This window comes from Pseudomonas sp. FP2338, from assembly GCF_030687515.1.
Classification (GTDB): Bacteria; Pseudomonadota; Gammaproteobacteria; order Pseudomonadales; family Pseudomonadaceae; genus Aquipseudomonas; species Aquipseudomonas salomonii.
On sequence record NZ_CP117436.1, the window covers coordinates 3,652,652 to 3,666,123 of the forward strand.

General features: G+C 62.9%; 14 protein-coding genes. 3 read left to right on the forward strand and 11 right to left on the reverse strand.

The window, feature by feature from the left end; all coding sequences use genetic code 11:
* Positions 1–14: 14 nt before the first annotated feature.
* Together PSH96_RS16310 and PSH96_RS16315 are read right to left on the reverse strand one after the other, a co-directional pair.
* Positions 15–692: a type 1 glutamine amidotransferase domain-containing protein gene (locus PSH96_RS16310; RefSeq protein WP_305453889.1), complete on the reverse strand. Its 678-nt coding sequence runs from the start codon at positions 690–692 to the stop codon at positions 15–17.
* Positions 689–1,297, reverse strand: coding sequence for a TetR/AcrR family transcriptional regulator (locus tag PSH96_RS16315; RefSeq protein WP_305453890.1), 609 nt, complete (start codon positions 1,295–1,297; stop codon positions 689–691). The genes PSH96_RS16310 and PSH96_RS16315 overlap by 4 nt, the downstream gene beginning before the upstream one ends.
* A 185-nt stretch (positions 1,298–1,482) precedes the next feature.
* On the opposite strand from PSH96_RS16315, the gene PSH96_RS16320 reads away from it, so the two are divergent.
* A complete protein-coding gene (locus PSH96_RS16320; protein WP_305453891.1) occupies positions 1,483–2,427 on the forward strand; it encodes a GlxA family transcriptional regulator in 945 nt (314 codons plus the stop codon).
* On the opposite strand, the gene PSH96_RS16325 is transcribed toward PSH96_RS16320, so the two are convergent.
* Positions 2,405–2,911, reverse strand: a complete 507-nt coding sequence (locus PSH96_RS16325) for a GNAT family N-acetyltransferase (RefSeq protein ID WP_099549190.1) — start codon at positions 2,909–2,911, stop codon at positions 2,405–2,407. The two genes, PSH96_RS16320 and PSH96_RS16325, sit on opposite strands and share 23 nt — an antisense overlap.
* A 179-nt stretch (positions 2,912–3,090) precedes the next feature.
* Here PSH96_RS16325 and PSH96_RS16330 point away from each other — a divergent pair, with 179 nt between their 5' ends.
* Entirely contained in the window at positions 3,091–3,963 is an 873-nt protein-coding gene (locus PSH96_RS16330) for an undecaprenyl-diphosphate phosphatase (RefSeq protein ID WP_065932133.1), read from the forward strand.
* On the opposite strand, the gene PSH96_RS16335 is transcribed toward PSH96_RS16330, so the two are convergent.
* The 5 genes from PSH96_RS16335 to PSH96_RS16355 all read right to left on the reverse strand — a co-directional run bounded on the left by PSH96_RS16335 (position 3,960) and on the right by PSH96_RS16355 (position 8,516).
* Positions 3,960–4,922, reverse strand: coding sequence for a Dyp-type peroxidase (locus PSH96_RS16335; protein WP_305453892.1), 963 nt, complete (start codon positions 4,920–4,922; stop codon positions 3,960–3,962). The two genes, PSH96_RS16330 and PSH96_RS16335, sit on opposite strands and share 4 nt — an antisense overlap.
* Positions 4,923–4,972: 50 nt before the next feature.
* The gene (locus PSH96_RS16340) at positions 4,973–5,791 is read right to left on the reverse strand and encodes a sugar phosphate isomerase/epimerase (RefSeq protein ID WP_305453893.1); all 819 of its coding nucleotides are present in this window, start codon (positions 5,789–5,791) and stop codon (positions 4,973–4,975) included.
* Position 5,792: 1 nt separating this feature from the next.
* Positions 5,793–6,992 carry an NAD(P)/FAD-dependent oxidoreductase gene (locus tag PSH96_RS16345; RefSeq protein WP_305453894.1) on the reverse strand — a complete coding sequence of 400 codons (1,200 nt, stop codon included), beginning with the start codon at positions 6,990–6,992 and terminating at the stop codon, positions 5,793–5,795.
* 2 nt (positions 6,993–6,994) lie between these two features.
* Positions 6,995–7,315 (reverse strand): MocE family 2Fe-2S type ferredoxin, encoded by a 321-nt coding sequence (locus tag PSH96_RS16350; RefSeq protein ID WP_305453895.1) that lies wholly within the window; start codon positions 7,313–7,315, stop codon positions 6,995–6,997.
* A 115-nt stretch (positions 7,316–7,430) separates the two neighbouring features.
* Complete coding sequence (locus PSH96_RS16355) at positions 7,431–8,516, reverse strand: fatty acid desaturase family protein (RefSeq protein ID WP_305453896.1); 1,086 nt, start codon at positions 8,514–8,516, stop codon at positions 7,431–7,433.
* 161 nt (positions 8,517–8,677) lie between these two features.
* Between PSH96_RS16355 and PSH96_RS16360 the strand changes: the two genes are divergently transcribed.
* Positions 8,678–9,727 (forward strand): LacI family DNA-binding transcriptional regulator, encoded by a 1,050-nt coding sequence (locus PSH96_RS16360; protein WP_305453897.1) that lies wholly within the window; start codon positions 8,678–8,680, stop codon positions 9,725–9,727.
* Between the two features lie 297 nt (positions 9,728–10,024).
* Here the strand turns inward: PSH96_RS16360 and yghU are convergent, their stop codons facing one another.
* Genes yghU through PSH96_RS16375 form a run of 3 tightly spaced genes read right to left on the reverse strand, consistent with a single transcriptional unit; the run spans position 10,025 to position 13,471 of the window.
* Entirely contained in the window at positions 10,025–10,861 is an 837-nt protein-coding gene (gene yghU / locus PSH96_RS16365; protein ID WP_305453898.1) for a glutathione-dependent disulfide-bond oxidoreductase, read from the reverse strand.
* Between the two features lie 2 nt (positions 10,862–10,863).
* Complete coding sequence (locus PSH96_RS16370) at positions 10,864–12,309, reverse strand: efflux transporter outer membrane subunit (RefSeq protein WP_305453899.1); 1,446 nt, start codon at positions 12,307–12,309, stop codon at positions 10,864–10,866.
* Positions 12,302–13,471 carry an efflux RND transporter periplasmic adaptor subunit gene (locus tag PSH96_RS16375; protein WP_305453900.1) on the reverse strand — a complete coding sequence of 390 codons (1,170 nt, stop codon included), beginning with the start codon at positions 13,469–13,471 and terminating at the stop codon, positions 12,302–12,304. The genes PSH96_RS16370 and PSH96_RS16375 overlap by 8 nt, the downstream gene beginning before the upstream one ends.
* Position 13,472 lies beyond the last annotated feature (1 nt).

Below are 13,472 nucleotides of genomic sequence, written 5' to 3' on the forward strand. Positions count from 1 at the left end.
AACGGTTAGTTAATTTAAGCGGTGAGTTTCAGCAGGGCCTTGGCCACGTCGCTGGAACTGGCAGGGTTCTGACCCGTCACCAGCAAGCCATCTTCAAGCACAAAGGATTGCCAGTCGGCGCCCTTCTCATACAGGCCACCGAGTGCCTTGAAATCATCTTCAATCAAAAACGGCACCACATCGGTCAGGCCCACCGCAGCTTCTTCTGAGTTGGAGAAGCCCGTCACACGACGGCCCTTCACCAACGCTTCACCGTTGACCGCCTTGACGTGACGCAGCGCACCCGGCGCATGGCAGACAAAACCGATCGGCTTGCCGGCGCGCTCAAAGGCTTCGATCAACGCGATCGACGTTTGCGATTCGGCCAGGTCCCACAATGGCCCGTGACCGCCTGGGTAAAACACCGTGTCGAAATCGGCGGCATTCACCGAGTCCAGCTTGACCGTGTTGGCCAGGGCCTGCTGCGCGGCCGAGTCGGCGGCAAAGCGGCGGGTGTCTTCGGTTTGCGCGTCCGGCTGATCGCTGACCGGGTCCAGCGGTGGCTGGCCACCGGCCGGGGATGCCAGCACCAGTTCGGCACCGGCGTCCTTGAAGGTGTAATACGGAGCGGCAAACTCTTCGAGCCAGAAGCCGGTTTTACGACCGGTATTGCCCAGCTGGTCGTGAGAGGTCAGTACCATTAATACTTTCATTTTCCAGTGCCTCGATCGATGGGTTGCAGTAGATGTTGTGTGAGTAGCAGCGCCTCATCAAACGGCGCGGATGTTCGGGTGATCTTGCTCATGACGCTGGTCCCCAGCCACAACGCATACAAGCGCCGGGCCAGGCTTTCGGGGTGTGGCTGTGCCTGCAGCGAGCCGTCTTCAACGCCGTGCTGCAAGGCTTCTGCCAGCAACGCAATGGTGCGTGCAGTGCCACGCTGCAGGGCCAGACGCATCGGCTCTGAAAGGTCTGACACCTCGGCACCGAGTTTGACGGCAAGGCATTTGCCCGTGTCGGTGCAGCCGGTCTGGTTGTCGACCCAGGAGTGCCAATAGCGCATCAACTTGGCAAAACCTGACAGATCAGGCTGATCGAACAATTGCTGCATGCCGTTGACGTAATGCTCGAAGTAGCTGTCGAGCAACACCACGCCGAAGGCATCCTTGGAGTTGAAGTAGTGATAGAACGAGCCTTTGGGTACCTCGGCGGCTTGCAATATTTCGTTCAAGCCCACCGCAGAAAATCCCTTACGGCCGACAATCACTTGCGCCGTGTCCAGAATCGCCTGCCGAGTACTTTTAGCTTCGCTGTTCATCACATTTTCCGTCCGATTAGACCAGTCGTCTAGTTCGTTGAGGGGATGTTAGGCGCCACGCAGACCTTCAACAATGTCATATGCGCAAGGATTCCGGACATGCCACAAAGCCGGTTGCCGTTTACCCTGCACCCGCCGACAATCGCCACTCCCGTGCCCTTGGCCCGCGTTTTTGGAGAACAATGATGCACAGCGTTGCGCTGATGGTTTACCCGAATTTCCAATCCCTGAGCCTCAGCCTGGGCTCGGTATTTGAATGCGCGAACCTGCTGCGCGGCGAGCCGGCCTATGAGTTTCACCTGGTGTCGGAGAGCGGCGGCGCCGTGATGACGTCCCAAGGGTTTTCGGTGAACACCACGCCGATCCGCGCACAGGGTTATGACACGCTGATCGTCAGCGGCTATCTGGAATTTCGCTTGCCGGAAGCCAACCTGCTCGAACTGGTCAAGGCTGCCTCCGCCCAATCACGGCGTGTAGCCTCATTGTGCATGGGCATTTTCGTACTGGCCGAAGCCGGCTTGCTCGACGGCAAGCGCACCACCACCCACTGGATCCACGCGCCCGCGTTTCGCAAGCGCTACCCGCATATCCAGCTGGAGGAAGATAAACTGTTCGTGGTCGACGGCCAGATCTGGACCGGCGCCGGCATGAGCGCCGGTGTCGACCTGGCACTGGCCATGGTCGAGGCCGACCTGGGCGGCGACCTGGCCCGGCGCATCGCGCGCAAACTGGTGATTGCGCAACGTCGCGGCAGTGAGCAGTCGCAGTTGTCGGCCCTGCTGGAACTGGACCCCAAATCCGACCGCGTGCAACTGGCCCTGGCCTATGCCCGCGAAAACCTGACCCACGACCTGTCGGTGGAAGCCCTGGCCGAGGTCGCCCGCCTGAGCCCGCGCCAGTTCAGCCGGGTATTTCGCGAAGAAACCGGGCAAACCCCGGCCAAGGCCATCGAATCACTGCGCGTGGAAGCGGCCCGGGCGCTGATGGAAACCAGCCGTCACCCGGTCGAAGTGGTGGCCCGCGAAACCGGCTTTGGTGATCGCGAACGCATGCGCCAGGCGTTTCTGCGTGCCTTCGGGCAGCCGCCCCAGGCCATGCAGCAGGCTTTTAATGCAGGACCGCTCGGGTAATCAGGTAACTCACCAACTGCGGGTCATCCTCAAGCTCCAGGGTCTGCACCGGGCGCGGCAAATCATCCAGCACGGCACGCCAGAACGCCTGGGACACTTCATCCTGGTCATAGAAACGCACCAGCCAATCGGCCTGGCCGCTGCTCAACACCTGGGTGGCGATGGCGCGGCCAATGCCTTTGCGGCGGTAGCGCTTGAGAATGAACAGGTCGGCCAGTTCCAGGGCGTCGATGCCCGGCAGTTCGCTGCCCTCGATCAGCAGGAAGCCGGCGATATAGCCGTCCACCAGCAGCAGGTTGGCGCTCCATTGCGGGTCGTGCCAGTAGCGGGTCAGGTGCTCATCGTGGATGTAGAAGCGGCCATCCGCCTCGACATCCTCCTGCTCCCAGTCCGAGGACTCGTAGGCGTAATACTGGTAGAGATTGCGGATCAGCTCGGACGCTTCGGGGCCAGTCTGGATCAGTTCAACGGTGGTTTCAGGCATGGGGCTCTCGGTGACAAAACGCAGGGCGCCATTGTTCACAAAACACGCGCGCAGGCCAATACATTGCATAACCTTTCTGTTTGCTGAACCGATTGCGGATTTGCTCCGTCCAACCGAAATTCCTGAAACATTTAGAATAAACTTCGTCAGCTTCGACCTTTTTCTCAAGGACCTCTATTTTGACCAACGTCTGTTCCGCCGGCCTGGATGTGGGCTTTGCCTCCCTGGATTACCTGCAGATTTTTATCCTGGGGGTGATCCAGGGCATTACCGAGCTGCTGCCGGTGTCGTCCACCGCCCACATGCGTGTGGTGCCCGCCCTGCTCGGCTGGCAAGACCCCGGCTCGGCGTTTTCGGCGGCGATGCAGTTGGCGGCGCTGGCGGCGGTGGTCAGTTATTTCTGGCGCGATGTGCGCCAGGTCACCACGGGCAGCATCGGTGCGGTACGCCGGGGCGACTACAACGACCCGTGGTTCAAGCTGGCGGTGGCGATTGTGCTGGCAACCATCCCTATCTGTATTGCCGGCCTGGCCTTGTCCTCGACCCTCAACAGCTGCAACTCGCCGTTGCGCGGCCTGATGGTCATCGGCATTTCCTGTGTGGTGATGGCGGTACTGCTGGCGGTGGCCGAAGTGCGCGCACGCCACACCCGGGACATGGGCCAAATGCGCCTGCGCGACGCGCTGATTGTCGGGGTTGCGCAGATTGGCGCGTTGATTCCCGGCGTCTCGCGTTCAGGCTCGACACTGACCGCGGCGCTGTTCCTCAACTTCAAGCGTGAAGAAGCCGCGCGCTTTTCATTCCTGCTGGGCCTGCCGGCCATTGCGCTGGCTGGCTTGAAGGAGCTGTGGGTGCTGCTGCACGCCGACATGCCGGCCCACGCCTGGCCACATTTGCTCTTCGGCCTGGTGGTGGCAAGTATCTCGGCGTTCTTCGCGATCTGGGGCCTGATGAAGTTCCTGGAGCGGTTCTCCACCTGGCCGTTTGTGATTTATCGCGCGCTGCTGGGGATCTTCTTGATTGTGGCGGTCAGCACCGGGTTGCTCAGTTAAGACCCCGGTTGACGGTCGGCCAGCTCTTCAAGCAAATCGGCCGAAGGCACAAAAAACAGGCCGCCGGTCACGGCGGTACTGAAGTCCAGCAAGCGGTCGTAGTTGCCGACCGGGCGGCCGACGAACATGTTTTCCAGCATCAACTCCAGGGGCTGCGGCGAGCGCGCGTAGCCGATAAAGTAGGTGCCGAACTCGCCGGCGCCTGGGCGGCCAAAGGGCATGTTGTCACGCAGGATTTTCACTTCTTCGCCATCGGCGTCGGTGATCACGGTCAAGGCGCTGTGAGAGTTGCTCGGCTTGGTCTCTTCATCCAGTTCGATATCGGCCAGTTTGGTACGCCCGATCACCTTCTCCTGCGCTTCCACCGTCAGCTCGTTCCAGGCGCTCATGTTGTGCAGGTACTTCTGCACCAGCACGTAGCTGCCGCCTTCAAATTCCGGGTCTTCATCGCCGACGATGGTAAAGCCGACGGCCTTGCGCCCCACCGGGTTCTCGGTGCCGTCGACAAACCCGATGATGCTGCGCATATCGAAGTAACGGAAACCCTGGACCTCATCCACCACCTTGACGCTGTCGCCCAGGGCCACCATCAGCTGCGTGGCCAATTCGAAGCACAGGTCCATCTGCTCGGCGCGAATATGCAGCAGGATATCGCCGGGCGTCGACGGCGCCATGCGCCCTGGCACGCCGAACTCGCGAAACGGGTGCAAGGCCGCCGGGCGTGGCCCGCCGAACAGCCGGCTCCAGGCATCCGAGCCGAACCCGCAGACACAGGTCAGGTTGCCCGCCGGCACGCGCTTGCCCACCGAACGCACCAGCCCGGCGATGTCGCCGCACCAGGCACGCACCTGGTCTTCACTGCCGGGTGCGACGGTTGCCACCATGAAGATCGCGCTGCTGGTGATGGGATGGCAGACGGACTGCGGCTCAAGAGGTGGCTGAACAGGGCAAGTCTTCATGATGAAAGTCCACAGGCTAAGGGCGATTTTAACCCGCGCAGATTAGCAGATCATCGCTGGCAGCTCTCCCACACCTGGCGAATCAGGGCTTTCAACTTCAGCGCCTCGGCCCAGCGGTCGCTGATTTCACCGCCGTTTGCATCCGTGATTGCATAGGGCGGCGGGCCCAGTTCACAGGTGAATGACAGGCTATTGGGCGTGTCAGGCCGGGCCAGCCAGTCTTCGATCCCGTAGCGCCACCAACCGGTAAAGCGCTCGACCCAGGCCTGGTGCTGAGGGAAATCCACAGAGACCTGCACCTGTTCACTGCTGGCCACCCGGCCGTGAAAGCCCCAGCTGTGGCGCAATATTGTGCGTATGTGTTCGTCGTCCTCAACCGCGCCAGGCTCCGGCAACTCCCGGCCGACGACGTAATGGGACAGGTCGGCCAGCAGTTTCAGGTCGGGCATCTGTGCGAGCAGGTCGAGGGTGAACAGCAGGTCGTTGGTAAGGCGGTAGCGATGGGTTTCCAGCAGGATCGGAAAGTCCACCTGTTCGGCCAGACGCTGCCAGCCTTCGACCAACCGGGCCGCCTCGCCCAGCGTGCGCGGGCGCACATCGGCCTGCAGGGTGAGGTGGTGGCAGCCATAGCGGCTGATCACATCCAGCGCGGCGGCCAGGTCATCCACCGATTGCGGGAACAGTTGGCCTTCGATCTGCAAGCCCCTGGCGCTGGCGGCAGCGTGCAGGCGCGCGGCCTCGGCGGGTTTCCAATAATGGTCGGTGATGCCGTCAAAGCCAGCGTCGGCGATGCGATCGAGCTGGGCTTCCAGCGGCCCCGGTTCGGTCTGCATGGCCCAGAGGGATTGGAACACCAGAAATTCGCGCATATCAGCCTCGCAGCACGTGTTTAAGGGAAACGTCCGGGTCGGCCAGGTCGGCCGCATTGAGTGCAATGCGCGCGCTGATCAAGCGTTCGCATAGCTTGATGTCCTTGGCCACACCATTGCCGAGCGCCCAGCCGCAAGCGCCTTGCAAATGCCCGTCGGTATCCAGGTGGAACAACAGCAAACCGCCGCCCGGCAGTGCCCGGCTGACCGTCAGCGGGGTCATCACGCCGACGGTCTGCAAGCCCCAGTCGTACTGGTCGGACCAGAAGCCCGGCAGCGCCTCGAACGGCAACTCACGCCCCAACATATTCAGCGCAGCATGGCGGCCTTGGGCTTCGGCATTGCGCCAGGTTTCCTGGCGTTGATACAGGCCACCCAGGCGAAACTCACACACATCGCCCGCCGCATAAATGTTCGGCGCACTGGTGCGCAGCTGCGCATCGACGCGAATGCCCTGCCCTACTTCCAGCCCTGCGGCTGCGGCCAGTTCCAGATTGGGTTGCATACCAATGCCGACCACCACCCGATCGCACGGCAAGCGTTGCCCATCGACCAGTTGCACCGCGTCGGCGTCGATGGATTCGAGTGCCACATTCAGATGAACCGCCACGCCTTGCTGGCGATGCACATTCAGCAGCGCTTGGCTGATCACCGGCGGCAACACCCGGCCCGCCAAGCGTGGGCCTGCTTCAAGCACCGTCACCTGGCAGCCCAGGCCGCGCGCGGTCGCCGCCACTTCCAGGCCGATAAAACCACCGCCGACCACCACCAGCCGCGTGTCGGGGCGCAAGGCGTCGCGCAGGGTCAGCGCCTCATCATGGGTGCGCAGGTAAAGCACGTTCGCCTGCTCCACAGGCCAGCGTCGCGCCCGGCCGCCGGTGGCCAGCAGCACACCGGCAAAGTCCAGCCATTGGCCGTCAGCCAGTTGCAGCCGTTGCTGCTGCGGCTCCAGGCGCGTGACCGGGTTGCCGGCGATATGTTCGATGCCCAGCGCGGCCATGCGCTGGCCGTCACACAGGCTGCAACCCGCCAGGTCCGTGCTGCCTTGCAGCAAGCCCTTGGATAACGGCGGGCGCTCGTAGGGCAAGTGCGGTTCATCGCCGATCAGGATCAGGCGCCCGGTGTAGCCTTCTTCGCGCAAGGTCAGCGCCGCACGGCCACCGGCATGGCCGGCGCCGACGATGATCAGGGGGGCGTTCATGCTCACGCCGTCACGGCGAGTAAAACCCGCCCCGCTTCGACCCGCACCGGGTAGGTTTTGAGGTTGACGCACACCGGCGCGCCGAGGGCCTTGCCGGAGCGGTAATCAAAGCGCCCGTTGTGCTTGGGGCACTCGATCACGTGGTCCATCACCAGGCCGTCGGCCAAGTGGATTTTCTCGTGGGTGCACAGGCCGGCAGTGGCAAAAAATTCATTCTCGGCCGAGCGGTACACCGCGTAAGTGTGCGGCCCATGGTCGAAGCGCAGCACGTCTTCTTCGTCAATGTCGCCCACGGCGCAGACGTCGATCCATTGATCGTTCATGGTGGTGTTCTCTCTATGAATGGCCTTCCTTGTGGCGAGCGAGCTTGCTCGCGCTGGGCTGCGAAGCGGCCCCAAGTTCGGCAGTCGAGTGGTGTCTGAAAGAATACGGTGGTTTTTATTGGGGCTGCTGCGCAGCCCAGCGCGAGCAAGCTCGCTCGCCACTGTGAGTGGGGCGCTGCACGAAATAACTCGGGTCGCTGCGCTGCTTCCAGATCGTCGGCAGGATTTCCTTGTACGCCTCAAGAATATTCGCGTACGGCGGCGGGCAGTCGCTGCGGATCTCTTCGTGTAATTGCGCCAACGCGTGGTACGGCACCATCGGGTACATGTGGTGTTCGAGGTGGTAGTTCATGTCCATGTAGATAAAGCGCAGCACGCGATTCATGTAGATGGTGCGGCAGTTGCTGCGGTGGTCCAGCACATCCTCGGCCAGGCCCACGTGCTGGGTGAGGCCGAACAGGTAGCCGAGCCAGGCGCCATACAGGCTCGGCAGGCCGACCAGCATCAGTGGCAGCCAGCTGTGCAGGTACCACGCGGTGCCGATCACCAGCGCATAAATACCGACCCAGATCCGCGCAGCACGGAACACCTTGGGCCATTCGGACTCGGGGATGAAGTCCTGCTCCTGGGCGCTCATCTTGCCGAGCGCATGGCGCGCCACGCCGCTGAAAGTTTTCCAGGCCAGCGGCAGGTTGAACAGGCTCAGGCCCATCATCAACAGGCTTGGCGGGCGCGGCTCGACGATCTCCGGGTCACGCCCGACCACGATGGTGTCAGTGTGGTGCCGCGCATGGCTCCAGCGCCACACGTGCGGCTCGAAAATGCACATGAAACTTGCCACCTGGTACAGCCCATCATTCATCCAGCGGGTCTTGAAGGCGGTGCCGTGGCCGGTCTCATGCCAACGCGGGTTGGACGCGGTGCCGTAGAGCACGCCGTAAGCCATAAAGAACGGCACGCACGCCCACGAGCCCCAGAACCAGTAGCCGCCAAACCCCGTGACCAGCAGCGCCGACACCCACAGGGCCGTGTCGAGCAACGCCGGGCCGTCCCGGCGCTGCATCAGTTCTTTCATGCGTTTACGCGAGATCGGCGATTGATACCAACTGGCCGAGACCAGGCCCTTCTCTGCGGCGCGGGCAGCTTCCGGACCGGTGAGGCTGTAGTCGCGCCGGGCGCGGTGAGGCGTGTGTTCAGGCATTGTTATTGTTCTCCGCAAGCGTTGGGTGACAGGTGCTTTGCGAACAAACCATAGAGCGCGGATAAATCCGCCTCAAGGCCTTGAATCCATTCCCTATCAAGCTATCATCCAGGCCCAGCGGGGCTTGATAGTTTTCTATCAAGACGCTTGAGAGGCCTGTCATGAACAACAATAAACGCCCGACCATCGCCACCGTTGCCGCCCAGGCGGGCTTGAGTGTGGCCACCGTCGACCGCGTACTCAACGCCCGAGCGCCGGTGAATCCGCAGACCGCCGAGCAGGTGTTCCAGGCCGCCGAAGCCGTGGGTTATTTTGCTGCACGGCTGATAGGCCAGCGCATTCGCGAACGGCGCCCCACTTATCGCTTCGGCATCCTGTTGCTGGGCACCGCCCAAGCGTTTTACGCCAACCTGGCGCAGTCGATCAGCGCGGCCGCGCAGCATCACGCTACAGCCAACCTGACCTGCCAGTTCGACTACATTCTCGACCGCACGCCCAGCGCCATCGCCGCACAGATCGAGCAATTGGCCGTGCAGTGCGACGCCCTTGCGGTGGTCAGCTTTGCCCATCCGTTGATCAACGCCACGCTGGCGCAGGTGCGCGAAGCCGGCGTGCCTGTGGTTGCGCTGCTCTCGGATATCCACGAACACGCCTTGGAGCCTTATGTGGGCCAGGACAACCATGTGGTCGGGCGCACCATGGGCTGGCTGCTGGCGCGCACCTGCGGCGCACGCAAAGGCAGCGTCGGCATCCTGTTGGGCGGCCATCGTTTTCTCGGCCACCAGGCACGGGTTGAAGGCTTGCACAGTTACCTCGCCGAGCATGCGCCGGGGCTCAAGCCGCTGGAACCGCTGATCAACCTGGACAACAGCGACATCACTGAAGAAGCCACCCTCGACCTGCTCACCCGCCACACCGACTTGCGCGGCCTGTGCGTGGTGGGCGGCGGCGGTGACGGCGTGATCAATGCCCTGGCGCAACTGCCCAAGCGACCGGCGCTGTGCTGCATTTTGCAGGAGTCCACCGCGTTGTCGCGTGAGGCGCTGAGCCGGGGTTTGATTGATGTGGTGATGGACTCCCAGCCACGGCAGACGGCGAGCGCGCTGATCGAATTACTGGTGGAGTTGCAGGCCGCCGAGGCCTTCGACCCACTGCGGCACAGAGTGCATATCCCACCGCAGATCGTGACCTCGGAGAACCTGTCCAACTGATACACAACGATCAAAAATGTGGGAGCGGGCTTGCCTGCGATTGCGGTGGGTCAGTGACACATTTATCGACCGACACTTCGCAAATCGCAGGCAAGCCCGCTCCCACAGGTGACCGAGTTTTAATCCAGGTCGGTAGCGTGTGGGTGGGGTTCGAGCAGCATTACAAATAGTTTGGAAAACTATGGAGATCCAAATGTGGGAGCGGGCTTGCCCGCGAAAGCGCAGTGTCAGTCACCCATTTCATAACTGACCCAGCGCATTCGCGAGCAAGCCCGCTCCCACATTTTCGCCCGGGTTTCAGTCCAGATCGGTGGCGTTGTGGCGCTCAGCCAGTTGCTCTTCAGGTGCCCCGGACACCCGGTTCACCCGCCGCCCACGCTGCACCGCCGGACGGGCTTCAATTGCCTCGGCCCAGCGCAGCACGTGTTTGTATTCGTGCACCGACAAAAACTCCGCCGACGCCCCATACAAACGGCCTTTGACCAAGCCGCCATACCACGGCCAGATCGCAATATCGGCAATGGTGTACTCATCGCCGGCAATGTACTCACTCACCGCCAGGCGCTGGTCGAGCACGTCCAGTTGACGCTTGGTTTCCATGGCGAAGCGATTGATCGGGTATTCCATCTTGCTCGGCGCGTAGGCGTAAAAATGCCCGAAGCCGCCGCCCAGATACGGCGCGCTGCCCATCTGCCAGAACAGCCACGACAAACACTCGGCACGCGCAGCAGGCTCGGTGGGGAAGAACGCACCGAACTTCTCGGCCAGGTAGTGCAGGATCGCACCCGACTCGAATACGCGAATCGGCGTGTCACCACTGTGGTCCATCAACGCCGGGATCTTTGAGTTGGGGTTGACTGCCACAAAGCCGCTGCCGAACTGGTCGCCATCGCCGATCTTGATCAGCCACGCGTCATATTCCGCGCCGGTGTGCCCCAGGGCCAGCAGTTCTTCGAGCAGGATGGTGACCTTCTGCCCATTCGGCGTGGCCAGGGAATAGAGCTGCAACGGGTGCTTGCCGACCGGCAGGGCTTTCTCATGGGTCGCACCGGCAATGGGTCGGTTGATGCTAGCGAAAGTGCCGCCACTTTCGGTGTCCCAGGTCCACACCTTCGGGGGTAGGTAGTCGGTCATGCTCACTTCTCCTTGATTTGAGTACTGTTCGATGCAGCCAGTTGGGCCACGTTCCATCCGCCGCCCAGCGCCTTGATCAGGCCCACATTAGCGCTTAATTGCTGGGTTTGCAGTTGCAGCACACTGCGCTTGGCTTCCAGCGCCGCCACTTGGGCGGTCACCACATCCAGATAGGCCACGGCGCCCTGGCGATAACGCGAGGTCGACAGGTCCTCGGCGTATTGCGCGGCGGCGGCCGCGTCACGCTGGTCATCCAGGGCGCTGCCCAGGCCCGCGATCTGCGACAGGTTGTCTTCCACTTGCTCAAAAGCGCCCAGCACCACGCCGCGGTATTTGGCGGCGGCTTCGTCGGTCGCGGCCTTGGCGATATCCACCTGGGCCTGGCGCGCGCCACCATCAAAGAGCGTGCCGACCAGCGACGGGCCGATGGCCCAGAACAGGTTCGGTGCGCTGAGCAAACGCGCAAACTCATCACTCTGATAACCGCCCTGGGCGCTCAAGGTGATCTGCGGGAACCACGCGGCCTTGGCCACGCCGATACGCGCATTGGCCGACGCGATGCGACGCTCGGCAGCGGCAATATCCGGGCGGCGTTGCAGCAGGCTCGACGGCACGCCGGTGGGCAAGTTGGGCAAGGCAATCGGCGCCACATTGACGGCGACGGTATAGGTTGATGCCGACTCTCCCAGCATCGCCGCAATCGAATGCTCCAGCACCGCCCGTTGCACCAGGCTCTGTTTGAGTTGCGACTTGACCGTCGACAACTGCGTGCGCGCCCGCGCCACGTCCAGGCCGGACACAATACCGCCGCCGTGCAAACCTTCGGTCAGGCTCAGGGCTTTGGTGTAGGCGTCGCGGGTCTGCTCCAGCAGTTGGTTTTGCCAGTCGATGCCACGCAAGCGAATGTAGCTGTCAGCCAATTGCGCTTGCAGGCTCAGGCGTACCGACGCCAGGTCGGCCCTGGCCGCCTCCGAGTCACTGGTGCCCGCCGCAACCGTGTCGCGCACGCGGCCCCACAGGTCGACTTCATAGTCCACCTCAAGTCCCAGCGTGGCGGAGTTGTAGACGTCCGGCGAGGTGGCCGAGCGCAGCGGTCTGGTGTCCGACTGACGAATACGCTGACCGCTGCCGATGGCCGAGAGCTTGGGGAACAACCCCGAACGGTCCTGGGCCAGGAACCCCTGGGCCTGCTGGTAATGCGCGAGTGCCGCGCTCAGGTCCGGGTTGTTGTTGAGCAACTGCAGCTGCATCGCGTCCAGCTGCGGGTCGTTGTAGATGCGCCACCAGCCGTCACGGTTGGCCTGGTCGTCGGGGGCGCCGACGGTCCACGGGCCTTGGGTGTGAAACTGCGCGGCAATGGGGGTTTGCGGCACTTCAAGCGGCGGCGCCAACGAGCAGGCGCCCAGGCTCAAGGTGACGAGCAGGCCCAGCAGGGTGCGCTTAGCCATGGGGTTTAGCCTCGGCGGAAGCGGCTGCCAACTGCACCGAGTCATCATCGGCCAGGCCATCCGGCGGCGTATCGATCACGCGGTCGGCCGCTTGCAGGCCGCTGGCGATCTCCACACTGTCGCCAAAGTCACGGGCGATGGTGACGGTCTTGAAGTGCACATGGTCCTGGCTGTCGAGGGTGGCGACGCGCATGCCTTTGTCATCGAACACCAGGGCACTGGACGGTACGCGCAGCACGTCGGCCTGCACCGGCAAATCAAACTGCACGCTGGTGTAGCCACCGGGCAGCAGGCGGCCGCCGGGGTTGTCCACCAGCAGTTGCACCAAGGTGCTGCCGGACGCGGCGTTGACCGCATCGGCGGTGGCGATCACCTTGCCGGTGAAGGTTTCGCCGCGATACTCCGGCACGCTCAGGCGCGCCGTGGTGCCTTCGCGAATCTGCGGCGAGAAGGTCTGCGGCACCTGCACATACACGCGCAGGCGGCTGACATCGGCCACCGCAAACAGCTCTTTGCCGGCGGTGCCCCCGGCGCTGATCAACGCACCCACGTCGGTGCTGCGCGCGGTGACCACACCGGCAAACGGCGCGACCAGATGCTGGAAGCCCTTGGTCGCCACCAACTGCTCGACATTGGCTTTGGCCGCCGTCACCTTGGCCTGCTTGGCGGTCAGGTCGCCGGTGCGCTCGTCGACGTCCTGGCGCGACACCGAGTCGGTCGCAAGCATCGCCTGCCAGCGCTTGGCGGTGGTTTCGGCCAGGTGTTCATCGGCCTGGGCCGAAGCCAAAGTGGCGCGGGCTTGCAGCAGTTGCTGGTCGAGCTCCGGGGTGTCGATTTCGGCCAATACCTGGCCAGCTTTGACACGGGTGCCGATATCGACATTCCAGGATTTCAGGTAGCCATTGACCCGGGCAAAGATCGACGCCCGCGAATAAGCCTCCATGCGCCCCGGCAAGTTGAGTACCGGGCCTTGCGCTTGCACCACCGGCGTGACCAGGTTGACGCTGGGCAGTGCCTGGGCGTCGGTCCAGGTCTTGAGATCACGGGATTCACTGGCGCGCACACTCAGGCCGACACCGACGATGACCACCACCGTCACCCCGCCCACGACCAGCCACAGCAGGCCACGGGACGGTTTTTTTTGAGAACTGGAAACGGACATG

Coding starts and splice junctions, on each gene's coding strand:
- PSH96_RS16375 (WP_305453900.1), bottom strand. CDS start 13,471: ATGTCCGTTTCCAGTTCTCAAAAAAAACCGTCCCGTGGCCTGCTGTGG.
- PSH96_RS16310 (WP_305453889.1), bottom strand. CDS start 692: ATGAAAGTATTAATGGTACTGACCTCTCACGACCAGCTGGGCAATACC.
- PSH96_RS16370 (WP_305453899.1), bottom strand. CDS start 12,309: ATGGCTAAGCGCACCCTGCTGGGCCTGCTCGTCACCTTGAGCCTGGGC.
- PSH96_RS16335 (WP_305453892.1), bottom strand. CDS start 4,922: ATGAAGACTTGCCCTGTTCAGCCACCTCTTGAGCCGCAGTCCGTCTGC.
- PSH96_RS16325 (WP_099549190.1), bottom strand. CDS start 2,911: ATGCCTGAAACCACCGTTGAACTGATCCAGACTGGCCCCGAAGCGTCC.
- PSH96_RS16320 (WP_305453891.1), top strand. CDS start 1,483: ATGCACAGCGTTGCGCTGATGGTTTACCCGAATTTCCAATCCCTGAGC.
- PSH96_RS16345 (WP_305453894.1), bottom strand. CDS start 6,992: ATGAACGCCCCCCTGATCATCGTCGGCGCCGGCCATGCCGGTGGCCGT.
- PSH96_RS16340 (WP_305453893.1), bottom strand. CDS start 5,791: ATGCGCGAATTTCTGGTGTTCCAATCCCTCTGGGCCATGCAGACCGAA.
- PSH96_RS16360 (WP_305453897.1), top strand. CDS start 8,678: ATGAACAACAATAAACGCCCGACCATCGCCACCGTTGCCGCCCAGGCG.
- yghU (WP_305453898.1), bottom strand. CDS start 10,861: ATGACCGACTACCTACCCCCGAAGGTGTGGACCTGGGACACCGAAAGT.
- PSH96_RS16315 (WP_305453890.1), bottom strand. CDS start 1,297: ATGAACAGCGAAGCTAAAAGTACTCGGCAGGCGATTCTGGACACGGCG.
- PSH96_RS16350 (WP_305453895.1), bottom strand. CDS start 7,315: ATGAACGATCAATGGATCGACGTCTGCGCCGTGGGCGACATTGACGAA.
- PSH96_RS16355 (WP_305453896.1), bottom strand. CDS start 8,516: ATGCCTGAACACACGCCTCACCGCGCCCGGCGCGACTACAGCCTCACC.